21 protein-coding genes are annotated in these 24327 nt (G+C 64.4%); 9 read left to right on the top strand and 12 right to left on the bottom strand.

Translation table 11 applies throughout. The features are described from left to right. The first annotated feature begins 139 nt into the window (after nt 1–139). Nucleotides 140–1456 carry an MFS transporter gene (locus tag H0I86_RS05355; RefSeq protein ID WP_180924292.1) on the top strand — a complete coding sequence of 439 codons (1317 nt, stop codon included), beginning with the start codon at nt 140–142 and terminating at the stop codon, nt 1454–1456. A 79-nt stretch (nt 1457–1535) separates the two neighbouring features. On the opposite strand, the gene purT is transcribed toward H0I86_RS05355, so the two are convergent. From purT to H0I86_RS05330, 5 genes are all read right to left on the bottom strand, one after another. Continuing rightward, entirely contained in the window at nt 1536–2717 is a 1182-nt protein-coding gene (gene purT, locus H0I86_RS05350; RefSeq protein WP_009047140.1) for a formate-dependent phosphoribosylglycinamide formyltransferase, read from the bottom strand. Between the two features lie 104 nt (nt 2718–2821). Further along, complete coding sequence (locus H0I86_RS05345; RefSeq protein ID WP_180924291.1) at nt 2822–3289, bottom strand: VUT family protein; 468 nt, start codon at nt 3287–3289, stop codon at nt 2822–2824. A gap of 129 nt (nt 3290–3418) precedes the next feature. Next, nucleotides 3419–3631 (bottom strand): DUF1289 domain-containing protein, encoded by a 213-nt coding sequence (locus H0I86_RS05340; protein WP_180924290.1) that lies wholly within the window; start codon nt 3629–3631, stop codon nt 3419–3421. After that, nucleotides 3631–4152 carry a gamma carbonic anhydrase family protein gene (locus tag H0I86_RS05335; protein ID WP_009047137.1) on the bottom strand — a complete coding sequence of 174 codons (522 nt, stop codon included), beginning with the start codon at nt 4150–4152 and terminating at the stop codon, nt 3631–3633. Before H0I86_RS05335 ends, H0I86_RS05340 begins: the two co-directional genes overlap by 1 nt. Before the next feature lie 66 nt (nt 4153–4218). Next, on the bottom strand, nt 4219–4818 hold the full coding sequence (locus H0I86_RS05330) for a CoA pyrophosphatase (RefSeq protein WP_009047136.1): 600 nt from the start codon (nt 4816–4818) through the stop codon (nt 4219–4221). A 413-nt stretch (nt 4819–5231) separates the two neighbouring features. Here H0I86_RS05330 and H0I86_RS05325 point away from each other — a divergent pair, with 413 nt between their 5' ends. From H0I86_RS05325 to nagE, 7 genes are all read left to right on the top strand, one after another. After that, nucleotides 5232–5783, top strand: a complete 552-nt coding sequence (locus tag H0I86_RS05325; RefSeq protein WP_009042316.1) for an NUDIX hydrolase — start codon at nt 5232–5234, stop codon at nt 5781–5783. Between the two features lie 48 nt (nt 5784–5831). Then, nucleotides 5832–6335 carry a L,D-transpeptidase family protein gene (locus H0I86_RS05320; RefSeq protein ID WP_023969718.1) on the top strand — a complete coding sequence of 168 codons (504 nt, stop codon included), beginning with the start codon at nt 5832–5834 and terminating at the stop codon, nt 6333–6335. Nucleotides 6336–6630: 295 nt separating this feature from the next. Continuing rightward, nucleotides 6631–7362 (top strand): GntR family transcriptional regulator, encoded by a 732-nt coding sequence (locus tag H0I86_RS05315; protein ID WP_180924289.1) that lies wholly within the window; start codon nt 6631–6633, stop codon nt 7360–7362. Nucleotides 7363–7419: 57 nt separating this feature from the next. Beyond that, on the top strand, nt 7420–8526 hold the full coding sequence (gene nagA, locus H0I86_RS05310) for an N-acetylglucosamine-6-phosphate deacetylase (protein ID WP_180924288.1): 1107 nt from the start codon (nt 7420–7422) through the stop codon (nt 8524–8526). Further along, nucleotides 8507–9529, top strand: coding sequence for an SIS domain-containing protein (locus H0I86_RS05305; protein ID WP_180924287.1), 1023 nt, complete (start codon nt 8507–8509; stop codon nt 9527–9529). The genes nagA and H0I86_RS05305 overlap by 20 nt, the downstream gene beginning before the upstream one ends. Before the next feature lie 30 nt (nt 9530–9559). Next, nucleotides 9560–12082 carry a phosphoenolpyruvate--protein phosphotransferase gene (ptsP, locus tag H0I86_RS05300; RefSeq protein WP_180924286.1) on the top strand — a complete coding sequence of 841 codons (2523 nt, stop codon included), beginning with the start codon at nt 9560–9562 and terminating at the stop codon, nt 12080–12082. A gap of 26 nt (nt 12083–12108) precedes the next feature. Further along, the gene (gene nagE, locus H0I86_RS05295; protein WP_180924285.1) at nt 12109–13830 is read left to right on the top strand and encodes an N-acetylglucosamine-specific PTS transporter subunit IIBC; all 1722 of its coding nucleotides are present in this window, start codon (nt 12109–12111) and stop codon (nt 13828–13830) included. Nucleotides 13831–13908: 78 nt separating this feature from the next. Here the strand turns inward: nagE and H0I86_RS05290 are convergent, their stop codons facing one another. Both H0I86_RS05290 and purL read right to left on the bottom strand, forming a co-directional pair. Then, entirely contained in the window at nt 13909–14220 is a 312-nt protein-coding gene (locus H0I86_RS05290) for a YqfO family protein (protein ID WP_009047129.1), read from the bottom strand. Between the two features lie 5 nt (nt 14221–14225). Next, complete coding sequence (gene purL / locus H0I86_RS05285) at nt 14226–18122, bottom strand: phosphoribosylformylglycinamidine synthase (protein ID WP_180924284.1); 3897 nt, start codon at nt 18120–18122, stop codon at nt 14226–14228. Nucleotides 18123–18409: 287 nt separating this feature from the next. On the opposite strand from purL, the gene mltF reads away from it, so the two are divergent. Beyond that, nucleotides 18410–19870 carry a membrane-bound lytic murein transglycosylase MltF gene (gene mltF / locus H0I86_RS05280; protein ID WP_009042308.1) on the top strand — a complete coding sequence of 487 codons (1461 nt, stop codon included), beginning with the start codon at nt 18410–18412 and terminating at the stop codon, nt 19868–19870. Between the two features lie 118 nt (nt 19871–19988). Here mltF and pdxJ read toward each other — a convergent pair whose 3' ends face one another. The 5 genes from pdxJ to lepB all read right to left on the bottom strand — a co-directional run bounded on the left by pdxJ (nt 19989) and on the right by lepB (nt 24327). Continuing rightward, the gene (pdxJ, locus tag H0I86_RS05275) at nt 19989–20732 is read right to left on the bottom strand and encodes a pyridoxine 5'-phosphate synthase (RefSeq protein ID WP_023969711.1); all 744 of its coding nucleotides are present in this window, start codon (nt 20730–20732) and stop codon (nt 19989–19991) included. A gap of 127 nt (nt 20733–20859) precedes the next feature. Beyond that, nucleotides 20860–21549, bottom strand: coding sequence for a DNA repair protein RecO (recO, locus tag H0I86_RS05270; protein ID WP_009042307.1), 690 nt, complete (start codon nt 21547–21549; stop codon nt 20860–20862). Between the two features lie 124 nt (nt 21550–21673). Continuing rightward, nucleotides 21674–22576: a GTPase Era gene (era, locus tag H0I86_RS05265; RefSeq protein ID WP_180924283.1), complete on the bottom strand. Its 903-nt coding sequence runs from the start codon at nt 22574–22576 to the stop codon at nt 21674–21676. Beyond that, nucleotides 22569–23258: a ribonuclease III gene (rnc, locus tag H0I86_RS05260; protein WP_009042306.1), complete on the bottom strand. Its 690-nt coding sequence runs from the start codon at nt 23256–23258 to the stop codon at nt 22569–22571. The genes era and rnc overlap by 8 nt, the downstream gene beginning before the upstream one ends. Nucleotides 23259–23472: 214 nt before the next feature. Further along, a complete protein-coding gene (lepB, locus tag H0I86_RS05255) occupies nt 23473–24327 on the bottom strand; it encodes a signal peptidase I (protein WP_007932153.1) in 855 nt (284 codons plus the stop codon).

Here is a 24327-nt window from a genome sequence, read left to right as displayed (position 1 = left end):
AGCGGCTTCTGCCCTGCTCCGCCCGCTTCTGGCAGGCTTCGCTCCCACCCCGAGCCACGCCCGCGCCAAACCCACATCCCTGGGTGTTCGACCATAATAATTCGCTCCCATGGAGCACATGACTGTCAGGGATTACCGCATGACGACCAGCACCACTTACAGCGCCTCCGTGCCTGCCCAGCCGACCAACTCCGCCAGCCGCGTGGCCACCGCCAGCTTTATCGGTACCGCCATCGAGTTCTACGACTTCTACGTGTACGCCACCGCCGCCGCACTGGTGATCGGCCCGGTATTCTTCCCGCAGACGTCCGGCACCGCCCAGATGCTCTCGGCCTTCCTGACCTTCGGCATCGCCTTCCTCGCCCGTCCCCTGGGTTCGGCGCTGTTCGGCCACTTCGGCGACCGGATCGGCCGCAAGTCGACCCTGGTGGCATCGCTGCTGCTGATGGGCGTGTGCACCACGCTGATCGGCGTGCTGCCCGGCTATGACAGCATTGGCGCCTGGGCCCCGATCCTGCTGTGCCTGCTGCGCTTCGGCCAGGGCCTGGGGCTGGGCGGCGAATGGGGCGGAGCCGCGCTGCTCGCCACGGAAAACGCGCCAAAAGGCAAGCGCGCCTGGTTCGGCATGTTCCCGCAACTGGGGCCGTCGATCGGCTTTCTCGCGGCCAACGGCCTGTTCCTGACCCTGGCCATGAGCCTGAGCGACGAACAGTTCCGCTCCTGGGGCTGGCGGATCCCGTTCCTGCTCAGCGCCGCGCTGGTGCTGGTCGGCCTGTATGTGCGTCTGAAACTGCATGAAACCCCGGTATTCGCCAACGCCATCGCCCGCCAGGAACGGGTCAAGATGCCGCTGGTCGAGCTGTTCAGCCAGTACTGGCTGCCGGTACTGCTGGGCGCCTCGGCGATGGTGGTGTGTTACGCGCTGTTTTACATCTCGACGGTGTTCTCGCTGAGCTACGGCGTCGCGACCCTGGGCTACAGCCGCGAAACCTTCCTCGGCCTGCTGTGCTTCGCCGTGCTGTTCATGGCTGCGGCCACACCGCTGTCGGCCTGGGCCAGCGACCGTTACGGACGCAAACCGGTGCTGATCATCGGTGGCCTGCTGGCGATTCTCTCCGGCTTCACCATGGAACCGCTGCTGACCCAGGGCTCGACCTGGGGCGTGGCGCTGTTCCTGTGCATCGAGCTGTTCCTGATGGGCGTGACCTTCGCCCCGATGGGTGCGCTGCTGCCCGAGCTGTTCCCGACCCACGTGCGTTATACCGGTGCATCGGCGGCCTATAACCTGGGCGGCATTGTCGGCGCCTCGGCGGCACCCTTCTTCGCCCAGAAGCTGGTGGCGATGGGGGGCTTGAGTTGGGTCGGCGGGTATGTGTCGGCGGCAGCGATGCTCAGCCTGATCGCTGTGCTGTGCCTGAAGGAAACGCGTGATAACGACCTGAATCAGGTCGGCTGACAGAACGTCATCGCGGGCCAGACGGATCGCCGCCCGCTCGCCCCTACAGAAGTAGGAGCGAGGCTGGCCCGCGATACTTTTACAGCTCTACAACGACCGCCTGGGAAGCACGGGTCGCCTTGGCCCGGGCAGCCTCGATCGACTCGTCGCGCGCCAGGGCCACGCCCATGCGGCGCTGGCCATTGACTTCGGGCTTGCCGAACAGGCGCAGGGCAGTGTCCGGCTCGCTCAGGGCCGCGCCCAGGTTGGCGAAAGCGGTCTGGGTCGACTGGCCTTCCACCAGGATCACCGCCGAAGCCGACGGGCCGAACTGACGGATCAACGGGATCGGCAGGCCGAGGATCGCCCGAGCATGCAGGGCGAACTGCGACAGGTCCTGGGAAATCAGGGTCACCAGGCCGGTGTCGTGAGGACGCGGCGAGACTTCGCTGAACCAGACCTGGTCGCCCTTGACGAACAGTTCGACGCCGAACAGGCCACGGCCACCCAGGGCCTCGGTCACGGCCTTGGCCACACGCTCGGACTCGGCCAGGGCTTTCGGGCTCATGGCCTGGGGCTGCCAGGATTCCTGGTAGTCGCCCTTCTCCTGGCGGTGGCCGACCGGCGCGCAGAAGGTGGTGCCACCGACATGGCGCACGGTCAGCAGGGTGATTTCATAATCGAAATCGATGAAACCCTCGATGATCACCCGGCCCTTGCCGGCACGCCCGCCTTCCTGGGCGTAGTCCCAGGCCTTCTGCACGTCGTCGACGCTGCGCAGCAGGCTCTGGCCCTTGCCCGAGGAACTCATCACCGGCTTGACCACGCAGGGGAAACCCAGGTCGTCCACCGCCTTGCGGTAGTCTTCGAAGGTATCGGCGAAGTGGTAAGGCGAGGTCGGCAGGTCCAGCTCTTCGGCGGCCAGGCGACGGATGCCTTCGCGGTTCATGGTCAACTGGGCGGCACGGGCGGTCGGGATCACGGTGAACCCTTCGGACTCCAGTTCCACCAGGGTGGCGGTGGCGATGGCTTCGATCTCCGGCACGATGAAGTGCGGCTTTTCCGCCTCGATCACCGCACGCAGCGCGGCGCCGTCGAGCATGTTGATCACATGGCTGCGATGGGCGACCTGCATCGCCGGCGCATTGGCGTAACGATCCACGGCAATCACCTCAACGCCCAGGCGTTGCAGCTCGATCACCACTTCCTTGCCCAACTCACCACAGCCACACAGCAAAACGCGGGTCGCGGTTGGCGACAATGGAGTTCCGATACGGGTCATCTGAAGGTCCTCAAAAAGGAGCGGATCATCGAGGGTCGCGCACCAGGCGGGCGGCCCATGGGGGAAGAAAGCGCGGCATTCTACATGAACCGCGCGCTTTGGCCTCAGCTGGCGCACGCCGCCTTGCGCAAACGCCAGGCCATGGCCAGCCAGACCACGGTCACGCCGGCGAACTTCGAACCCAGCGCCGTGAGGATCACGCCCGGGGTCAAGGCGTCGATCAGTCCGAAAAAGATAAAGGTGTCCAGGGGAATGCTCAACGCCGAACTTATCCACAGGCGGTCGTGCAGCGGGCGCCTGGTGATGCTGAACACCAGCCAGTCGATGCATTCGGAAACCGCGAACGCCGTGGCGCTGGCCAGGGCGATGGCCGGGTCGGAGGTCACGTAGGACAGCACCAGGGCCACCAGCATGGCGACGAGCGCGCCATGGCCGAAGCGGGTCTGCACCATGTCTCGCAGGACGAACACCAGCCCGCCCCAGGCCGACCAGATGATGTCCAGGTGCGGAGCGGTGGAAAAGGCGTAGTTGATCAGTACGACACTGCCGATATAGGCGATCAGGAAGAGCATGGGGCGAAAAGTACCTGTCAGTAAGGCGCACAGGGTACTTCAGGTGGGTGGGATGGACCAGACGGGAGCTGGCGCCGATACCGCGGGCAGGCTCGCTCCGGCTGAGGCGAGGCTGCTCGCGACAGCCGTTTAGCCGGACTGGGTGCCGATCATCCACAGCAACCCGTTGGACTTGGCGCGCTCATGACACAACGCCAGCACCTCGCGGCGCTCGGCGTTGTCCATGCGGCTCCAGCGGGTGATCTCGCTCACCGTGCGCTGGCAGCCAGTGCAGATATCGTCATCGTCCAGCGCGCAGATGCTCACGCAGGGCGAGGGAACGGGTTTTTCGGGGGTGGTCATTATTCTTGCTCGGCCAGGTCGCGGGCGTAACGCTGGGAATTATGCACATAGTGCGCGGCGCTGGCTTCGAGCATCTTCTTCTGCTGCTCGGTCAACTCGCGAACCACCTTGCCCGGCGAGCCCATCACCAGCGAACCGTCGGGGATTTCCTTGCCTTCGCCGATCAACGAGTTGGCACCGATGATGCAGTTCTTGCCGATCTTCGCACCGTTGAGAATCACCGCGTTGATGCCGATCAGGCTGTAGTCGCCGACAGTGCAGCCATGCAGCATGGCGTTATGGCCAATGGTCACGCCGGTACCGATGGTCAGCGGAAAGCCCATGTCGGTATGCATCACCGTGCCGTCCTGCACATTGCTGTCCTTGCCGATCAGGATCAGCTCGTTGTCGCCACGCAGCACCGCGTTGAACCAGACGTTGGCCCCCTCCTCCAGCTTGACCTTGCCCACCAGCGTGGCATTGGGTGCGACCCAGCTTTGCGGGTGGGTTTCGACACGGGCGTCGCCCAGGCGGTATTTCATATTGTTGTCCTCAAGGCCAGGCAGGTTCAGGTACACAGCAGGGTTCAGGCCATACGAGCGATGGCTTCAAATATTGATAAAGCTTTTGGGCGGTTGGTGCAGGCTGATCTTGGCGTCATACAGCAGGTTGATCAGCTCGACAATCATGATCGCCGTCAGGCCCCAGATCTTGTACTCGCCGAAGCGGTAGCTCGGCACATACCAGCTGCGGCCCTGATAATCGATGCGGTGGGTATGCTCGCGCGGGTCCTGGCGAAAAAACTCCAGCGGCACGCTGAATACCGCGGCGATCTCGGCATCATTGGCCAGGTATTCGACGTAATCGGGAATCACCCCGACATAGGGCGTGACCTTGATCCCGTGCAGGGAAATCAGCGGGCTCAAGGGGCCGATCACTTCCACCAGTCCGGGAGGCAGGCCGATTTCCTCTTCGGCTTCGCGCAGGGCGGTAAAAACCAGGTCTGGATCTTCCGGGTCGCGGCGGCCGCCGGGGAACGCCACTTCGCCGCCGTGGGTGGACAATCCTTTGGCGCGCAGGGTCAGCACCAGCTCAGGCTCGTCACTGCGGGTAATGGGCACCAGCACGGCGGCCTCGGGAAAACGTCGATCCGTCTCCAGCGGTCGCGGCGTATGGTTGCTTACCCGGTGCAGTAGCTCGTCCAGCATGAGTCTTCTCGATCTGTCGACTATTAGGGTCTGTTGACCTTTGGTGACGGCCGCGACGGGAGCCCACTTGGCGCAGGGCAAGGCGCGAGGAGCGCAGTTTGGTTGTTCCAAATAAGCTCCGAGCAACACAGCCCTGCGCCAAGTGGGCCCCGTCCCTTCGGGTTGCGTGCCAAACTGCGCGAGGCTGCGTTGCGGGATTTGCCAAGGGAACAACCATTAGCGGCATCCCGCGCCTTGCCTCGCACAGTTTGGCCCAGCAACGCGGCTCGTCACCAAAGGTCAACAGACCCTATGCATCATGCACCAAACAAACCGACCGCCCAACCCCCGATCCACGCCATGTCGCGTAACGACAACTTGCCGACAAAGCCCCGTGCACGCCAAGATAGGAGCAGCCTTTTCGGATACCCAGCATGAAATTCTGCAGCCAGTGCGGTCACCCGGTCACCCAGCGCATTCCCGAAGGCGATTCGCGCCTGCGTTTTGTCTGCGACAACTGCCAGACCATCCATTACCAGAACCCGAACATAGTCGCCGGCTGCCTGCCGACCTGGGGCACCCAGGTGCTGCTATGCCGGCGTGCGATCGAGCCGCGTCGTGGTTACTGGACGCTGCCGGCCGGTTTCATGGAGAACGGCGAGACCGTCGAACAGGCGGCGATTCGCGAGACGTTCGAGGAAGCCTGCGCCCGGGTGCGCAACCTGAGCATCTATACCCTGATCGACGTCCCGCACATCAGCCAGGTGCATGTCTTCTTCCGCGCCGAGCTGGCGGACCTGGATTTCGCCGCCGGCGAAGAGAGCCTGGAAGTCCGGCTTTTCGAAGAAGCCGACATCCCCTGGTCCGAGCTGGCTTTTCGCACGGTCGGGCGTACCTTAGAATGTTTCTTCGCTGACCGGCGGAACGAGCAATACCCCGTGCGCTCCGAGTCCATTCCGCCCCTGGCTCAGCCGGCCCTCACTTAAACAACAAAACGTACGCGGCACCTGTGTACTCTTAGGGATATCGTTTCAATGCGCTGGTTGCTCGCTCTTTTCTGCTGCTCGGTTATCGCTGTCTCCCACGCCTCCGCGACGGATACCCTGGACGGCAAGGTCATCGAAAAAGTCCTGGTCCTCAAGTCGGCCCATCAGTTGCAACTGATCAACGACGGCAAACCCATCAAGACCTACCGCATTTCCCTGGGCAAACAGCCCAAGGGCCCGAAACTCATGGAAGGCGACAAGCGCACCCCGGAAGGCTTCTACTGGCTGGACTGGCGCAAGACCAGCGACCGCTTCAACCTGGCCATGCATATTTCCTACCCGAACATCAGCGATTCCGCGCGTTCGCGCCGCGAGGGCGTGGAGCCCGGCGGCATGATCATGATCCACGGCACCCCGGACAGCGAAGACTACCCCGAGCAGTACTTCCACACCCTGGACTGGACCGACGGCTGCATCGCCATGCGCAACGTCGACATGCGCGAAGTCTGGGGCCTGGTCCCGGACGGCACGATGATCGAAATCCGCCCCTGACTCCTCGCTGAAACGCCGCTAAAACACCTCAGTTACAAAAAAAATCGCAGGTCGCGCCGGCTTCGAAAGGTGAATACCAATTCCCGCTCGAAAAACCGCCGCCCCTGCGATTTTCGCGCTCACGGCCAGACCGCCCTAATACCACTTTCCCAAACCAACCCCGCCAAGCCCCATAAAACGCCCGTTTTCGTGCCTCATCGCCATAGTACCGGCGTTGACATGGTATTTAAGTGGTATTAGTTTTTGCCACATTACCGGGCGACAACAAACCAATAACGCATCGGAACCTCGACAGATGAACCACATCCTGGCCCTGCGCCCCGACGATACCCAGCCGACCCCGCTGTACCTGCAACTGGCGCGCAACCTTGAAGCCGCGATCCATGCCGGCCAGTGGAAAGCCGAACAGGCCCTGCCCTCGGAACGCAACCTGAGCGAGATGCTCAACATCTCCCGCGTCACCGCGCGCAAGGCCCTGGAAGTGCTGTTCGAACAAGGTCTGATCCGCCGCAGCCAGGGCTCCGGCACCTTCATCACCCCACGCCTGGAACAACCGCTGTCGCGGCTGTCCGGCTTCAGCGAAATGCTCCGCCTCAAGGGCTTCGTCCCCGGTTCCCAATGGCTGGAGCGGGAAATCACCATGCCGACCCACGAAGAGCTGATCCGCCTCGGCCTGTCGCCGAACGACAAGGTGGCGCGCCTCAAGCGCCTGCGCAAAGCCGACGACACGGTGATGGCGATCGAAATGAGTACCCTGCCGGCCTCGATCATTGCCCAGCCGGACGCCATCGGCGACTCGCTCTACGCCTACCTCGATGGCATCGGCCGCCCGGTGGTCCGTGCCCTGCAGCACATCCAGGCGATCAACGCCTCCGCCGAGTTCGCCGCCCTGGTGGGCATCGCCCCCGGCACCGCGATGCTGCTGATGACCCGTGTCGGCTATCTCGAAGACAACACCCCGATCGAAGTCACCGACACCTATTGCCGCAACGACTACTACGACTTCGTCGCCGAGCTGCGTCGCTAAACCAGGCCGCTGAGCCAGGCCGTCGAGTCGCCAAGAACCCGTCCCAGAGAGCTGCCCATGTCCGAACACAACATCCTCACCCCGCAAGGCTGGATTCGCGGCCACCTGAATCACCGGGACGGCAAGGTCACCGGTATCGAAGGCAGCCCCTGCGACCCGGCGGACAACGACCTGCCCTACCTGCTGCCGGGCTTCATCGACCTGCATGTGCATGGCGGCGGCGGCAAGGACATCATGGAAGGCGCCCCGGCGTTCGAGACCATCACCCGCACCCACGTACGCTTCGGCACCACCTCGCTGCTGGCCACCACCATGACCGCGCCGACCGAGGAGATCAGCCGGGTCCTGGGCGCCATCGGTGAATACTGCGAGCAGCGCCCCAGCGGCAGCGCCCGGGTACTCGGCGTGCACCTGGAAGGTCCGTACATCAACCCGGGCAAACTCGGCGCCCAGCCCAATTTCGCCCATACCGCGCTGATGGCCGAAGTCGAGGCTTACCTGCGCCTGGCGCCGATCCGGGTGATCACCATCGCCCCGGAAATCGCCGGCCATGACGCGCTGATCCGCGCCCTCAGCGCCCGCGGCATCCGCATGCAGATCGGCCACACCCTGGGCAGCTACGAGGAAGGCGTGGCCGCGCTCGACGCCGGGGCCACCAGCTTCACCCACCTGTACAACGCCATGAGCCCGCTGCATCACCGCGAGCCGGGCATAGTCGGCGCCGCCCTGGCCCACGCCCAGTACGCGGAACTGATCCCCGACCTGCTGCACGTGCACCCCGGCGCCATGCGCGTGGCCCTGCGTTCGATCCCCTGCCTGTACTGCGTGACCGACTCCACCGCGGCCGCCGGCATGCCGGACGGCGAATACAAGCTCGGCAGCCACACCGTGACCAAATGCCTGGGCGGCGTGCGCCTGCCGGACGGCACCCTGGCCGGCAGCACCCTGACCATGGACCAAGCGTTGCGCAACCTGGTGAAGATCGGCCTGCCCCTGGCCGAAGCTTCGCAACGCTTGTCACAGTTTCCCGCCGATTATCTCGGCCTGGCCGAACGCGGGCGTTTGCAGGTCGGCAGCTGGGCCGACTGCGTGTGCCTGGACCGCTCACTCACACTGACCGCCGTCATGGTCGAAGGAGAAGACATTGACTTCAAAAATGCTTGAAGAGGCGCTGTCCTCTGCCGCGGCCGTCGAAGGCCAGTTGCAGCACCTGGACCCGCAATTGATCGAAGTGGCCGGGCGCCTGAACCGCCAGCCACCACAGGTGGTGATGACCGTCGCCCGTGGCAGCTCCGACCATGCCGCCAGCTACTTCGCCTACCTGACCATGCAGCAGCTGGGCTTCCCGGTCGCGTCCTTGCCGATGTCGGTGGTGACCATGCAACAGGCGCCACTGCGGGTCAGCGGCCAGGCGGCATTCGCCTTTTCCCAGTCCGGGCAGAGCCCCGATCTGGTCAACAGCATGCGGCTGCTGCGCAAGCGCGGGGCCTTGAGCGTGGCTATGGTTAATGCCCAGGACACCCCGCTGGAAGCCGCCAGCGAGTTCTGCCTGCCGCTGCACGCCGGCGCCGAACGCAGCGTGGCGGCGACCAAGAGCTTTATCGCCACTCTCAGCGCCAGCGCCCGCCTGATCGCCCATTGGAAACAGGACGCGCAATTGCTGGAAGCCGGCCTCGCCCTGCCCCAGGGACTGCGCGAGGCCGCGACCCAGGACTGGAGCCCGGCCGTCGAGGCCCTGCGCGATAGCCAGCGGCTGATGGTGATCGGCCGCGGCGCCGGCTTCGCCATCGCCCAGGAAGCGGCGCTGAAACTCAAGGAAACCTCGGCGATCCAGGCCGAAGCCTTCAGCAGCGCGGAAGTTCGCCACGGCCCGATGGCGCTGATCGGCAACAACTACCCGCTGCTGGTGTTCGCCCCACGGGGAGCGGAACAGGCCGGCCTGATCAGCCTCGCCGCCGACATGCGCCAGCGTGGCGCCCGGGTGCTGCTGGCGGCGCCGGACGACATCGCCGAGCGCGACCTGACCCTGAGCCGGGCCGAACACCCGGCGCTCGATCCGATCCTGGCGATCCAGAGTTTCTACGGCATGGCCGCGAGCCTTGCCGAGGCCCGCGGCATGGACCCGGACCAGCCACGGCACCTGAGCAAAGTGACCCGTACCCACTGAGCCTTTCCTTCAACGGATGAGTACTGCGCCATGCACAACAACAATAAAGACCTGACGCTCGGCGCTCCCTTGAGCGGCCCGGTGCTCACCCTCGCCAGGGTCCCCGACCTGGTGTTTTCCAGCGGCGCCATGGGCGACGGGATCGCCATCGACCCGCTGAACAACACCCTGCACGCCCCGTGCGCCGGCGTGGTGGTGCATGCCGCCCGCACCGGCCACGCGGTGACCCTGCGTGCCGACAATGGCGCGGAGCTGCTGCTGCACCTGGGCCTGGACACCGTCCAGCTACAAGGCGAGGGTTTCTCCATGCTGGTGCAGGAAGGCGCCCGGGTCAGCAGCGGCCAGGCCCTGCTGCGCTTCGACCTCGACCAGGTCGCGCGGAACAGCAAAAGCCTGATCAGCCTGATGATCCTGACCAACGGCGAACACTTCCAGACCCTGCCCATCACCCTGAAATCGGTGAAAGTCGGCGAACCGTTGCTGCACATCGTTCCGCGGGCGGCCAATGCGGTCCAGGCGGAAGCTGGCGACACCTCGACCGACGAGGTCGAAGGCCACACCCGGGTCAATCATCGCGGCGGCCTGCATGCCCGGCCGGCCGCGCTGATCCGCCAGACCGCCCAGGGTTTCAGCAGCAAGGCGCAACTGCACTTCAACGGCAAGTCGGCGTCCTGTGACAGCCTGGTCAGCCTGATGGGGCTGGGAGTCGGCGAGCAGGATGAGGTGCGGGTCAGCTGCCAGGGCAAGGATTGCAAGGCCGCCCTGCTGGCGCTGCTGGACGCCCTCGCCACACCGCTGGCCGAAGACGCCCACGCCGCGGCGCCGGCGGTGAAGGCCGTCGCGCCCCAGCGCCCCGCCGAAGCCGGGGTGATCCAGGGTGTCTGCGCCGCCCCCGGGCTGGTCTGCGGGCCGCTGTTTCACCTGACCGCCATGACCCTGCCCGAAGACAACGGCGGTCACCCGCCCCAGGAACAACTGCAGGCGCTGGGCCAGGCCCTGGAAAAGGTTCGCAGTGACATTCGCGGCACCCTGGACCACGCCCGGCAGCGCAAGGACAACCAGGAAGAAGCGATCTTCGCCGCCCACCTGGCCCTGCTCGAAGACCCGGCGCTGCTGGACGCCGCCCGCCAGAGCATCGCCCAGGGACGTGCCGCCACCCACGCCTGGAGCGATGCCATCGGTGAACAGTGCGAGATCCTGCTGCAACTGGGCAATGCCCTGCTCGCCGAACGCGCCAACGACCTGCGCGACCTGCAACAACGGGTCCTGCGCGCCCTGCTCGGCGAGGCCTGGCATTACCAGCTGCCGGCTGGCGCCATAGTCGCGGCCCACGAATTGACCCCATCCGATCTGCTGCAACTGAGCGAGCAAGGCGCCGTTGGCCTGTGCATGGCCGCTGGCGGCGCTACCTCCCACGTGGCGATCCTGGCCCGGGGCAAGGGTCTGCCCTGCCTGGTGGCCCTGGGCTCGGAGCTTCTCGATGTGCCTCAAGGCCAACAGGTGGTGCTGAACGCCGATCAGGGTCGCCTGGAACTGACGCCGGACAGCGCCCGTATCGAACAGGTCCGGCAGAGCCATCTACTGCGCCAGCAACGGCGCGAGCAACAACAGCAACAGGCCCAGTTGCCGGCCATGACCCTCGATGGCCAGGCGATCGAAGTCGCCGCCAATGTCGCCTCCAGCCAGGAAGCCGAGAACGCCCATGCCAACGGTGCCGACGGCGTCGGCCTGCTGCGTACCGAGTTTCTGTTCGTCGACCGGCATACCGCCCCCGATGAGCAGGAGCAGCGCCAGGCCTATCAGGCCGTGCTCGATGCCATGGGCGACAAGTCGGTGATCATCCGCACCATAGACGTGGGCGGCGACAAGCAACTGGACTACCTGCCGTTGCCGGTGGAAACCAACCCGGTGCTCGGCCTGCGTGGCATTCGCCTGGCCCAGGCCCGCCCGGAACTGCTGGACCAGCAACTGCGGGCCCTGCTGCAGGTCAGCCCGCTGCGACGCTGCCGCATCCTGCTGCCGATGGTCAGCGAGCTCGACGAACTGCTGCATATCCGCGAGCGCATCGACTGCCTGTGCGCCGAGTTGGGGATCGGCCAGCGCCCGGAGCTGGGGGTGATGATCGAAGTCCCGGCCGCCGCCCTGCTCGCCGAGCAACTGGCCGAATACGCCGACTTCCTCTCCATCGGCACCAACGACCTGTCGCAATACACCCTGGCCATGGACCGTGACCATGCCGGCCTGGCCGCGCGGGTCGATGCCCTGCACCCGGCGTTGCTACGGCTGATCGCCCAGACCTGCGCTGGCGCGGCCAGGCATGGGCGCTGGGTCGGCGTGTGCGGCGCGCTGGCCTCCGATCCGCTGGCGACGCCGGTGCTGGTCGGCCTGGGGGTCAGCGAGCTGTCGGTGAGCCCGCCGCAAGTGGGCGAGATCAAGGAACGGGTCCGCCAACTGGACGCCGCCGAATGCCGGTGTCTCAGCCACGACCTGCTGAACCTGAGCAGTGCCTCGGCGGTGCGCCATGCCTGCCACCAACACTGGCCCCTGAGCTGAACAACAAGAACACCGGGAGACACGCCATGTACCAATTATTCATCGAAGGCCTGCAGCGCCTGGGCCGGGCCCTGATGCTGCCGATCGCGATCCTGCCGATCGCCGGCCTGCTGCTGCGCCTGGGCGACACCGACCTGCTGAACATCGCGATCATCCACGATGCCGGCCAGACCATCTTCGCCAACCTGGCGCTGATCTTCGCCATCGGTATCGCCGTGGGCTTCGCCAAGGACAACAACGGCACCGCCGGCCTGGCCGGCGCCATCGGTTACCTGGTGATGGTGGCGACCCTCAAGGTGCTCGACACCAGCATCAACATGGGCATGCTCGCCGGGATCATCAGCGGCCTGCTGGGCGGCGCCCTGTACAACCGCTTCAAGGACATCAAGCTGCCGGAATACCTGGCGTTCTTTGGCGGGCGGCGCTTCGTGCCGATCGTCACCGGTTTCAGCGCCGTCGGCCTGGGGGTGGTGTTCGGCCTGATCTGGCCGCCGATCCAGCACGGCATCAACAGCTTCGGCGCCCTGCTGCTGGACAGCGGCAGCTTCGGCGCCTTCGTGTTCGGTGTGTTCAACCGCTTGCTGATCGTCACCGGCCTGCACCACATCCTCAACAACATGGCCTGGTTCGTCTTCGGCAACTTCACCGATCCGACCACCGGCGCCCTGGTCACCGGGGATATCTCGCGCTACTTCGCCGGCGATCCCAAGGGCGGCCAGTTCATGACCGGCATGTTCCCGATGATGATCTTCGGCCTGCCCGCCGCCTGCCTGGCGATGTATCGCAACGCCTTGCCGGAGCGGCGCAAGGTGATGGGCGGGATCCTGCTGTCGATGGCCCTGACCTCGGCCCTCACCGGGGTGACCGAGCCGGTGGAATTCGCCTTCATGTTCCTCGCCCCCTTCCTCTACCTGGTGCACGCCCTGCTGACCGGCCTCGCCATGGGCCTGACCAACTTCCTCAATATTCACCTGGGCTTCACCTTCTCCGGTGGCGCCATCGACATGGCGCTGGGCTGGGGCAAGTCCACCAACGGCTGGCTGATATTCCCCGTGGGCCTGCTCTATGCGGTGATCTACTACACGGTCTTCGACTTCTGCATCAAACGCTTCAACCTGAAAACCCCGGGCCGCGAAGACACCCCTAGCGCCGAAAAAACCACCATGACCAACAATCAGCGCGCCGGCGCCTATATCCGGGCCCTGGGCGGCGCGGACAACCTGATGACCGTCGGCGCCTGCACCACCCGCCTGCGCCTGGAACTGGCCGACCGCACCAAGGCGTCGGACAGCGAGCTCAAGGCCCTTGGCGCCATGGCCGTGGTGCGCCCCGGCAAGGGCGGCAGCCTGCAAGTGGTGGTCGGCCCGCTGGCCGACAGCATCGCCGATGAAATTCGCCTGGCCATGCCCGGCGCCGGCAAGCCACTGGAGCAGCCAGGCCCCGCCGCCGCGGCCTTCGAAGCCCCGCCAACGGTGAGCATCGCGCCCCAGGAAGCCGTGAAATGGCTGGATGCCTTCGGCGGTAGCGACAATGTGTTGCAACTGGACTGCGTGGCCATGACCCGCCTGCGGGTGCAACTGGGTGACAACAAGGCGCTGTCGGAATATCACTTGAAGAGCCTCGGCTGCCAGGGCTCGAGCCAGCTCGACAATGGCGTCTGGCACCTGCTGATCGGCGAAAAGGCCGCAAGCCTGAGCCAGGCGCTGGATATCCTGATCAACCGCAGCGAGGTCAGCGCCAAGGTCTGACCCTCTCCGACAGGAGAGCAGGCACAAAAAAGCCCGCTGACCGTTACCGGTTCAGCGGGCTTTTTCATGGGCGAGGCCTTAGAAGTCTTCCAGACGCCAGACTTCATAAGCCGGTGTCTCGTAGGGATGGCTCTGCTTGAGGGCCATCACCACGCTACGGATCAACTCGTCGGCCACCACAAGCTCGACTTTCCATTCCTGCACCTGCTCGACCTGGCCGGTCTGCCCGAGAAACGGCTGGCTGCCGTCCAACGGGCGAAACTGGCCCTGGCCCAGCACCTGCCATGCACACTGGTCGTAAGCGCCGATCCGTCCGCCACCGGCGGCGAATACGGCGTTCTTGACCACTTCCACGTGGCTGGGCGGGACGAAAAAGCTGAGCTTGTACACAGGCTTTAGTTCACCCACACGCGAGCGTTACGGAACATGCGCATCCACGCCGCATCTTCGTTCCACTCTTCCGGACGCCAGGAGTTCTGCACGGCACGGAATACCCGCTCAGGGTGCGGCATCATGATGGTGACGCGACCGTCGCGGCTGGTCAGGCCGGTGATCCCGCGAGGCGAGCCGTTCGGGTTGGCCGGGTAGCTTTCGGTGACCTTGCCGTGGTTGTCGACGAAGCGCAGGGCCACGCAACCGGACAGGTCGGCTTCGAGCAGGGCTTCTGCGCTTTCGAATTCCGCATGGCCTTCGCCGTGGGCGATGGCGATCGGCATCCGCGAACCGGCCATGCCCTGCAGGAAGATCGAGTTCGACTCCTGGACCTGGACCATCGCCACACGGGCCTCGAACTGCTCGGAACGGTTACGCACGAAGTGCGGCCAGAACTCGCTGCCCGGGATCAGCTCGTGCAGGTTGGACATCATCTGGCAACCGTTGCACACGCCGAGGGTGAAGGTGTCGTTGCGCTCGAAGAAGCCCTGGAAGGCGTCGCGGGCACGACTGTTGAACAGTGCCGACTTGGCCCAGCCCTCGCCGGCGCCGAGTACGTCGCCGTAGGAGAAGCCGCCGCAGGCAACCATGCCCTTGAACTCGTTGAGGTCGACGCGACCGGCGAGGATGTCGCTCATGTGCACGTCGATCGCGTTGAAGCCGGCGCGGTCGAACGCCGCGGCCATTTCCACCTGGCCGTTGACGCCCTGCTCGCGCAGCACGGCAACCTGAGGACGCACGCCTTTCTTGATGTAAGGCGCGGCGATGTCCTGGTTGACGTCGAAGCTCAGCTTGACGCTCAGGCCCGGGTTGTCTTCTTCCAGCAGGACGTCGAATTCCTGCTCGGCGCAGTCGGCGTTGTCGCGCAAGCGCTGGATCTGGTAGCTGGTTTCAGCCCACTGGCGCTGCAACAGGCGACGCTCGCCGGCGAAGACGCTTTCGCCGTTGAAGCTGATGTTGATATGGCCGTTGTTGACCGGCTGGCCGATCACCGCCACGCAGTCGCCCAGGCCGGCGGCGCTGAATTGCGCCAGCACGCTCGGGGTCGCGTCCTGGCGAACCTGGATCACCGCACCCAGTTCTTCATTGAACAGGATGGCGGCGATATCGGCCGAGGTCTCGGCCAGGGCGTCGAGGTTCAGGTTCAGGCCGCAGTGGCCGGCGAAGGCCATTTCCACCACGCTGGTCAGCAGACCACCGTCGGAACGGTCGTGGTAAGCCAGCAGGTGACCGTCGGCGTTGAGGCCCTGGATCACCGCGAAGAAGGCCTTCAGGTCTTCGGCGTCATCGACGTCCGGAGCCTGCTTGCCGAGCTTGCCGTGCACCTGGGCGAGGATCGAGGCGCCCATGCGGTTCTGGCCGCGACCGAGGTCGATCAGGATCAGGTCGGTGGTGCCCTTGTCCATGCGCAGTTGCGGGGTCAGGGTCTGGCGGATGTCGGCCACAGGCGCGAAACCGGTCACGATCAGCGACAGCGGCGAGGTCACGCTCTTGTCGACGCCCTTGTCGTTCCAGCGAGTGGCCATGGACATGGAGTCCTTGCCCACCGGGATGGTAATGCCCAGCTCAGGGCACAGTTCCATGCCGACCGCCTTGACGGTGTCGTACAGACGAGCGTCTTCGCCTGGGTGACCGGCAGCGGACATCCAGTTGGCCGACAGCTTGATGTCGGAGATCTTCTCGATACGCGAAGCCGCGATGTTGGTCAGGGTTTCGCCGATGGCCATGCGGCCCGACGCCGGAGCGTCCAGCAGCGCCAGCGGAGTGCGCTCGCCCATGGCCATGGCTTCGCCGGTGTAGACGTCGAAACTGGTGGCGGTGACGGCAACGTCGGCCACCGGAACCTGCCACGGGCCGACCATCTGGTCACGGGCCACCAGGCCGGTGATGGTACGGTCGCCGATGGTGATCAGGAAGCTCTTGCTGGCCACGGCCGGGTGATGCAGGACGCGCTCGATGCTTTCGGCGATGTCCAGGTTGGCCGGGTCGAAATCGTCGCCCAGTTCAGTCTCGCGAACGGCCGAACGGTGCATGCGCGGGGCCTTGCCCAGCAACACTTCCAGCGGCATGTCCACCGGGCTGTTGCCGAAGTGGCTGTCAGTCACGGTCAGTTGCGGCTCGGCAGTGGCTTCGCCGACTACCGCGAACGGGCAACGCTCACGCTCGCAGATGGCCTGGAAACGTTCGAAGTCAGCGGCGCCGACGGCCAGGACGTAACGCTCCTGGGATTCGTTGGACCAGATTTCGTGCGGGGCCATGCCCGGCTCGTCGTTCGGAATGTTGCGCAGTTCGAAGCGACCGCCACGGCCGCCATCGTTGACCAGCTCCGGGAAGGCGTTGGACAGGCCGCCCGCGCCGACGTCGTGGATGAAGCTGATCGGGTTCTTGTCGCCCAGTTGCCAGCAACGGTCGATGACTTCCTGGCAACGGCGTTCCATTTCCGGGTTTTCACGCTGTACCGAGGCGAAATCCAGGTCGGCCGAGCTGGTGCCGGTGGCCATGGAGGAAGCGGCGCCGCCGCCCAGGCCGATGAGCATCGCCGGGCCGCCGAGGACGATCAGCTTGGAGCCGACGGTGATCTCGCCTTTCTGTACGTGTTCGGCGCGGATGTTGCCCATGCCGCCCGCCAGCATGATCGGCTTGTGGTAACCACGAACTTCTTCACCGCGCGGGGTGTTGATGGACTGTTCGAAGGTACGGAAGTAGCCGGTCAGGGCCGGACGGCCGAATTCGTTGTTGAACGCCGCGCCGCCCAGCGGGCCTTCGATCATGATGTCCAGGGCGTCGACGATGCGCTCAGGCTTGCCGTAGGGTTTTTCCCATGGCTGTTCGAAGCCCGGGATCTGCAGGTTGGACACGGTGAAGCCGGTCAGGCCGGCTTTCGGTTTGGCGCCGCGACCGGTCGCGCCTTCGTCGCGGATCTCGCCGCCGGAACCGGTGGAGGCCCCAGGGAATGGCGCGATGGCGGTCGGGTGGTTGTGGGTCTCGACCTTCATCAGGATGTGCACCGGCTCCTGCACCGCGCCGTACTGGCGGGTATCGGGATTCGGGTAGAAGCGCCCGGCAACGGAACCGACGATGACCGCCGCGTTGTCCTTATAGGCCGACAACACACCTTCGTTGTGCATCTGATAGGTGTTCTTGATCATGCCGAACAGGCTTTTTTCCTGGCTCTGGCCGTCGATATCCCAACTGGCGTTGAAGATCTTGTGGCGGCAGTGCTCGGAGTTGGCCTGGGCGAACATCATCAGTTCGATGTCATGCGGGTTGCGCTTGAGCCCTTGGAAGGCGTTGACCAGGTAATCGATTTCGTCTTCGGCCAGGGCCAGGCCCAGCTCGGTGTTGGCCTGCTCCAGCGCGGCGCGGCCACCACCGAGGATGTCGATGGCGGTCAGCGGCTTCGGCGTGGCATGGCTGAACAGGCCGGCAGCCTGTTCCAGGTTGCCCAGCACGATCTGGGTCATGCGGTCGTGCAGGGTGTCGGCGATCAACTGCGCTTGCGCGTCGCTGAATTCGCCGGCCACGTAGAAGGCAATGCCGCGTTCCAGGCGCTGGATCTTGCCCAGGCCACAGTTGCGGGCAATATCGCTGGCCTTGCTCGACCATGGCGAGATGGTGCCGAAACGCGGCAGCACCAGGAACAGACGACCGGTAGGTTCTTGCACCGGTACGCTTGGGCCGTACTTCAGAAGGCGCGCAAGCACCTGCTGTTCGTCGCCGGTCAGGACGCCGGTAACTTCGGCGAAGTGAGCGAATTCAGCATACAGGCCACTGACAGCTGGAACCTTCTGGCTCAGTTGCTCAAGGAGTTTGCTGTGGCGAAAGGCAGAAAGGGCAGGAGCGCCGCGCAGGATCAACATCTTCGGGACAGCCTCGGGAAGGGGGTGTGCTTTGAGGCCGTGCATTCTAGCCTAAACCGCCCGCGACGGCACCCGAAACGGCACGCCCGAGCGCGGCCAGACGTCGGCCCGTGCGCAGCCCCCTGCGACAAAGGCTTATCCGGCCCCTTCGGAAGGGTTATTTCAACCCTCCCGGCAAGCCGCGAAGGCCCGTTCCCGAGGGCTCTGGCCGGGGGCCGGGACATCTAGCAGACAAGCCCTTCGCTGTCGAGATATGGCGGTTGTTGTCCTTTGCGTATACTGCGCAGATGTTTTCCCCAATGGCTTTACGTCCGCGCTGTGCCCGATGGCTCATCGCAACCGGACTCTTCCTGATGCTCAGTGCCTGCGTTGAGAAACCCAGCACACTGGAGCGAGTAAAGGAGGATGGCGTGCTGCGGGTGGTCACCCGTAACAGCCCGGCCACCTACTTTCAGGATCGCAATGGTGAAACCGGCTTCGAATACGAGCTGGTGAAACGCTTCGCCGACGATCTGGGGGTAACGCTGAAGATCGAAACCGCGGACAACCTCGACGACCTCTTCGACCAGCTGGGTAAGCCTAACGGTCCGGTGTTGGCTGCTGCCGGTCTGGTCAGCAGCGAGAAACGCAAGCAGCAAGTCAGGTTTTCCCACACCTATCTTGAAGTCACCCCGCAGATCATCTACCGCAACGGCCAGTCCCGCCCCACCGATGCGGGCGACCTGGTCGGCAAGAAGATCATGGTGCTCAAGGGCAGCACCCACGCCGAGCAACTGGCCGAACTCAAGCTGAAATACCCCGGCATTCAATATGAAGAGTCCGACGAGGTCGAAGTGGTCGACCTGCTGCGCATGGTCGACGAAGGGCAGATCGACCTGACCCTGGTGGACTCCAACGAAGTGGCGATGAACCAGGTGTATTTCGCCAACATCCGCGTGGCCTTCGACCTTGGCGATGCCCGCAACCAGAGTTGGGCCGTGGCCGCCGGCGAAGACAACAGCCTGCTCAACGAAATCAACGACTTCCTCGACAAGGTGCAGAAGAACGGCACCCTGCAACGCCTGAAAGACCGTTATTACGGGCACGTGGATGTCCTGGGTTATGTCGGTGCCTACACCTTTGCCCAGCACCTGCAGCAGCGCCTGCCCAAATACGAGAAGCACTTCAAGGCCTCGGCCAAGGAAGAAAAGGTCGATTGGCGCCTGCTGGCGGCCATCGGCTACCAGGAATCCCTGTGGCAACCGAGCGTCACCTCCAAGACCGGCGTGCGCGGCCTGATGATGCTGACCCAGAACACCGCCCAGGCCATGGGCGTGTCCAACCGCCTGGACGCCAAGCAAAGCATCCAGGGCGGCGCCAAGTACCTGGCGTATATGAAGGATCAACTGGACGACAAGATCGAAGAGCCGGACCGCACCTGGTTCGCCCTCGCCGCCTACAACGTCGGCAGCGGCCACCTGGACGACGCCCGCAAGCTGGCACAAAAGGAAGGGCTGAACCCGAACAAGTGGCTGGACGTGAAGAAGATGCTGCCGCGCCTCTCACAGAAGCAGTGGTACAGCAAGACCCGCTATGGCTACGCCCGGGGCGGCGAGCCAGTGCATTTCGTCGCCAACATCCGTCGTTACTACGACATCCTGACCTGGGTCACGCAGCCGCAGCTGGAAGGCGACCAGGTGGCCGAAGGCAATCTGCATGTGCCGGGCGTGGACAAGACCAAGCCGACCCAGGAAACCCCGCCGCTTTAAACCCTCTGCTGTAGCCGTTGCCGAAGGCTGCGACAGGTGCGCAGGACCTGAACAACCGTAAAATCGCCACGACCGTTCCGCTCGATCGCAACCCGCGGCAGCGGCTACAGAGCTTTCGTCAGGCCTTGGCCGCCGCCAGGATCAGCGCCTTCATCTCCGCCACCGCCCCCTTGAAGCCGACGAACAGCGCATGGGCCACCAGCGCATGGCCGATGTTCAGCTCGTTGATGCCCTTGATCGCCGCGACCGCCTCGACGTTGTGGTAATGCAGGCCGTGGCCGGCATTGACGATCAACCCCTGGCCCAGGCCGAACGCCACGCCATCGGCCACGCGTTGCAGCTCCTCGGCCACCTCGCTCGGCGTTTCGGCATCGGCGTAACGCCCGGTGTGCAACTCGATGGCGGGTGCGCCCACGCGCCGGGAGGCCGCGATCTGCCGCTCATCGGCATCGATGAACAGCGACACTTCGGCGCCGATCTTCGACAGGCGCTCTACCGCCGCCTTGATCCGCGCCTCCTGCCCGGCGACATCCAGGCCGCCTTCGGTGGTCAGTTCCTGGCGGGTTTCCGGAACCAGGCAGATGTGCGCCGGACGGATGCGCTCGGCGAATGCCATCATTTCCTCGGTGACGCCCATCTCGAAGTTCATGCGGGTTTGCAGCACGTCCTTGAGCAGCAGCACATCGCGCTCCTGGATATGCCGGCGATCCTCGCGCAGGTGCACGGTAATGCCGTCGGCCCCCGCCTCTTCCGCGTCCAGCGCCGCCTTGACCGGGTCAGGGTAACGGGTGCCCCGGGCCTGACGCAGGGTGGCTACGTGGTCGATGTTCACGCCAAGAAGAATGCGATTGCTGGTGGTCACGGAAGCGCTCCTGAGGAGTTAGAGATTCGGTGCACAGCATATAGTGTCCGCTGGCGAAAATAACTGCCGGCGTTCGGCCGCACGAGCAAGCCAGGCAGGATTCGAGCGTATTGGCGTGACGGGACGGCTAGGGCTTGCGAAACAATTCGCGACTGACCAATGGCCGACCGCCCAGGTGCACCGCCAGCGCCTGGCGCATCAGGCGCTTGGCCGCCGCCAGCGCTCCAGGGGCGCTCCAGTCGGCTTGCGCCATGGCCAGCAGCTCGGTGCCGTTGAACAGGCCCGGTTGCAACAGCTGAACCTGCTCCAGACCGGCATCCACCTGCAGGCGATACATGCCCTGCGCCTCAATCGGCGCGCCGTGGATATCCATGTCCAGGGCGAAGCCGTAGCCGAGGTCGTCCAGCAGGCGCCACTCGAAGGCACGCAGCAAGGGCTCCAGAGCCCTGCCCTCGGCCAACGCCAGCAAGGTCGCCGCATAGTGCTCGAAGATCGCCGGATGCGGATCTTCGGCGGGCAGCAGGCGGATCAGCAGCTCGTTGAGGTAGAGACCGCTGAACAGCGCCTCGCCGTTGAGCCAGGTGGAGGTTCCCGCGCTCTCCATGCGCCCGACGTTTTTCAGCTCGCCGCGCCCACGAAACTCCACTTCCAGCGGCACGAACGGCCGCGCCAGGGTCCCGGCCTTGCCGCGCGCGCCACGCAACACCGCGCGCAGCCGCCCTTGGGGCGTGAGGAAGTCCACCAACGCACTGCTCTCGCGATAGGCGCGACTGTGCAGGACGTAAGCGGGCTGGCCGATGGGAGCATTACTGGACATAGGTGTCGGGGGGATCTCAAGGCTTGAGAAAGTGACAGGTCCACGGGAAGGCTCGTTGAACCTTTATCGCCAGCGGCTCGCCCCCTGCACGCTGCAGGAGCGAGGCGCTGGCGACGAGGCAGGATTACAGGTCGCCGTAACCCAGCGAACGCAGGGCGCGCTCGTCATCGGACCAACCGCCCTTGACCTTGACCCACAGGTTGAGCATGACCTTGGAATCGAACAGCAGCTCCATATCCTTGCGCGCTTCCATGCCGATGCGCTTGATGCGCTCACCCTTGTCGCCAATGATGATTTTCTTCTGGCCGTCGCGTTCGACGAGGATCAAGGCATGAATGTGCAGGGTCTTGCCCTGCTGCTTGAACTCTTCGATTTCCACGGTGATCTGGTACGGCAGCTCGGCACCCAGCTGGCGCATGATCTTCTCGCGCACCAGTTCGGCGGCGAGGAAACGGCTGCTGCGGTCGGTGATCTGGTCTTCCGGGAAGAAGTGATCGTTTTCCGGCAGGTGCTTGGCGATCAGGCCTTCCAGGGCTTCCAGGTTGTGGCCCTGCTGGGCCGACACCGGAACGATCTCGGCATTCGGCAGCTGTTCCTGCAACCAGGCCAGGTGTGGCATCAGCTCGGCCTTGTCCTCGATGCGGTCGGTCTTGTTGATCGCCAGGATCACCGGACCCTGCACGTACTGCACGCGTTCCAGCACCAGCTGGTCTTCGTCGGTCCACTTGGTGCGGTCAACGACGAAGATCACCACGTCGACGTCTTTCAAGGCCGCCGAAGCGGTCTTATTCATGTAGCGGTTCAGCGCCTTCTCGTTGCTCTTGTGCATGCCCGGGGTGTCGACATAGATCGCCTGGATGGCGCCTTCGGTCTTGATGCCGAGCATGTTGTGACGAGTGGTCTGCGGCTTGCGCGAGGTGATGGCCAGCTTCTGCCCCAGGATATGGTTCAGAAGCGTGGACTTGCCCACGTTCGGACGGCCGACGATGGCGACATAGCCACAGCGTGTTGCGGTTGTATCAGTCATGGCCATTCTCCACGCCCAGGGCAATCAGTGCTGCGGCGGCCGCCACCTGTTCGGCAATACGACGGCTCACGCCCTGACCTCGGCTTTTTTCGTTCAGTAGGGTGATTTCACATTCGACGAAGAACGTCCGGCAATGGGGCTCACCCTGGATATCCACCACTTCGTAGCGGGGCAATTCACAGGCACGCGACTGCAGGAATTCCTGCAGGCGGGTCTTGGGATCCTTGTTCGTGTCGACCAGCGTCAGGCTGTCGAACTCGGACGTCAGCCAGGACAGCACACGCTCACGCGCGACTTCCATGCCGGCATCCAGGTAGATCGCACCAATCAGCGCTTCCAGGGCATCGGCGAGGATCGACTCACGGCGGAAACCGCCGCTTTTCAACTCACCGGAGCCCAGGCGCAGGTATTCGCCCAGATCGAAACCGCGGGCCAGTACGGCCAGGGTTTCTCCCTTCACCAGGCGCGCGCGCAGACGCGACAGCTGGCCTTCGCGGGCCTGGGGGAAACGCTCGAACAGCGCTTCGCCGGCGACGAAGTTGAGGATGGCGTCACCGAGGAATTCCAGGCGTTCGTTGTTGCGCCCGGCAAAGCTGCGGTGAGTGAGGGCCAGGACCATCAGCTCCTGGTCCTTGAAGGTGTAACCGAGCTGACGCTCGAGACGGCTCAAAGAAACGCTCACGGTTTACCCACGCTGAGTTCGTGGTTGAATTTCACCACCTTGGAGACGAGGCACGAGGTGCCTGTGGCAATTAACGCTGTGTTCAAATCCACATCCTGAATATCGTTGACTGCTGCTTCTGGTGACGCCTGGGAGGCTGCCGAACCTGGCGGGCCTGGTGTTCTGCAAGATCCAGAAAAGCATTCGGCGCTGTGTTCAACAGCGCCGTGTTTGATTACTTGATCAGGCCAACCCGCGAGAAATTCGGCAGGTGGCTGAGTTTCGGTTCGGGCCAGCTCATCCAGACTGCGAAGGCCTTGCCGACGATATTCTTGTCGGGAACCATGCCCAGCAGGTCCTTGGGAATGCTCGGATCATCCCAGTAGCGGCTGTCGTTCGAGTTGTCGCGGTTGTCGCCCATCATGAAGTAGTGCCCGGCAGGCACGGTCCACTGACGGTCCGGGGTGGCCCGGTAGCGGCTCATTTCCTTGCGGATCAGGTGCTCGGCGGCGCCGAGTTTTTCCTTGTAGAGCTCCGCGCTGCCCAGGGTGCCCGGCTCGGAGCCGACCAGCTGTTCGGCGACCGACTGGCCGTTGACCAGCAGGCGCTTGTCGCTGGTGTAGCGCACCTCGTCGCCCGGCAGGCCAACCACACGCTTGATGTAGTTGACGTTCGGATCGCTCGGGTAGCGGAACACCATCACATCGCCGCGCTGCGGATCACCGACCTCGATGATTTTCTTGTCGATCACCGGCAGGCGGATCCCGTAAGAAAACTTGTTCACCAGGATGAAGTCGCCCACATCCAGGGTCGGTTTCATCGATCCCGAAGGAATCTGAAACGGTTCCACCAGGAACGAACGCAGCACCAGCACGATGAACAGCACCGGAAAGAACGATTTGCCGTACTCGACCAGCATCGGCTCCTTGTTCAGTTTCTCGATGACCAGTCCATCCGGCTGGCTGACGCTGCCCTGATAGTTGGTAATGGCGGCACGCCGACGCGGCGCCAGAAAGACCAGATCGAGCAACGCCAGGAGGCCGCAGACGGCGACGGCGATGACCAGCAACAGCGGGAAATTTAGCGACAT

The sequence above is a fragment of the Pseudomonas chlororaphis subsp. aurantiaca genome (assembly GCF_013466605.1).
GTDB classification, from domain to species: domain Bacteria; phylum Pseudomonadota; class Gammaproteobacteria; order Pseudomonadales; family Pseudomonadaceae; genus Aquipseudomonas; species Aquipseudomonas chlororaphis_I.
The sequence above is the reverse complement of the archived record's forward strand: the minus strand, read 5'-3'. Positions and strand labels throughout refer to the sequence as shown.

Bases quoted from the DNA above. Each gene is read 5' to 3' on its own strand.
- H0I86_RS05315 (WP_180924289.1), top strand. From the start codon at position 6,631: ATGAACCACATCCTGGCCCTGCGCCCCGACGATACCCAGCCGACCCCG.
- lepB (WP_007932153.1), bottom strand. From the start codon at position 24,327: ATGTCGCTAAATTTCCCGCTGTTGCTGGTCATCGCCGTCGCCGTCTGC.
- H0I86_RS05345 (WP_180924291.1), bottom strand. From the start codon at position 3,289: ATGCTCTTCCTGATCGCCTATATCGGCAGTGTCGTACTGATCAACTAC.
- H0I86_RS05335 (WP_009047137.1), bottom strand. From the start codon at position 4,152: ATGAAATACCGCCTGGGCGACGCCCGTGTCGAAACCCACCCGCAAAGC.
- recO (WP_009042307.1), bottom strand. From the start codon at position 21,549: ATGTCCAGTAATGCTCCCATCGGCCAGCCCGCTTACGTCCTGCACAGT.
- mltF (WP_009042308.1), top strand. From the start codon at position 18,410: ATGTTTTCCCCAATGGCTTTACGTCCGCGCTGTGCCCGATGGCTCATC.
- purL (WP_180924284.1), bottom strand. From the start codon at position 18,122: ATGTTGATCCTGCGCGGCGCTCCTGCCCTTTCTGCCTTTCGCCACAGC.
- ptsP (WP_180924286.1), top strand. From the start codon at position 9,560: ATGCACAACAACAATAAAGACCTGACGCTCGGCGCTCCCTTGAGCGGC.
- H0I86_RS05355 (WP_180924292.1), top strand. From the start codon at position 140: ATGACGACCAGCACCACTTACAGCGCCTCCGTGCCTGCCCAGCCGACC.
- era (WP_180924283.1), bottom strand. From the start codon at position 22,576: ATGACTGATACAACCGCAACACGCTGTGGCTATGTCGCCATCGTCGGC.
- H0I86_RS05325 (WP_009042316.1), top strand. From the start codon at position 5,232: ATGAAATTCTGCAGCCAGTGCGGTCACCCGGTCACCCAGCGCATTCCC.
- purT (WP_009047140.1), bottom strand. From the start codon at position 2,717: ATGACCCGTATCGGAACTCCATTGTCGCCAACCGCGACCCGCGTTTTG.
- nagA (WP_180924288.1), top strand. From the start codon at position 7,420: ATGTCCGAACACAACATCCTCACCCCGCAAGGCTGGATTCGCGGCCAC.
- H0I86_RS05320 (WP_023969718.1), top strand. From the start codon at position 5,832: ATGCGCTGGTTGCTCGCTCTTTTCTGCTGCTCGGTTATCGCTGTCTCC.
- nagE (WP_180924285.1), top strand. From the start codon at position 12,109: ATGTACCAATTATTCATCGAAGGCCTGCAGCGCCTGGGCCGGGCCCTG.
- H0I86_RS05330 (WP_009047136.1), bottom strand. From the start codon at position 4,818: ATGCTGGACGAGCTACTGCACCGGGTAAGCAACCATACGCCGCGACCG.
- H0I86_RS05340 (WP_180924290.1), bottom strand. From the start codon at position 3,631: ATGACCACCCCCGAAAAACCCGTTCCCTCGCCCTGCGTGAGCATCTGC.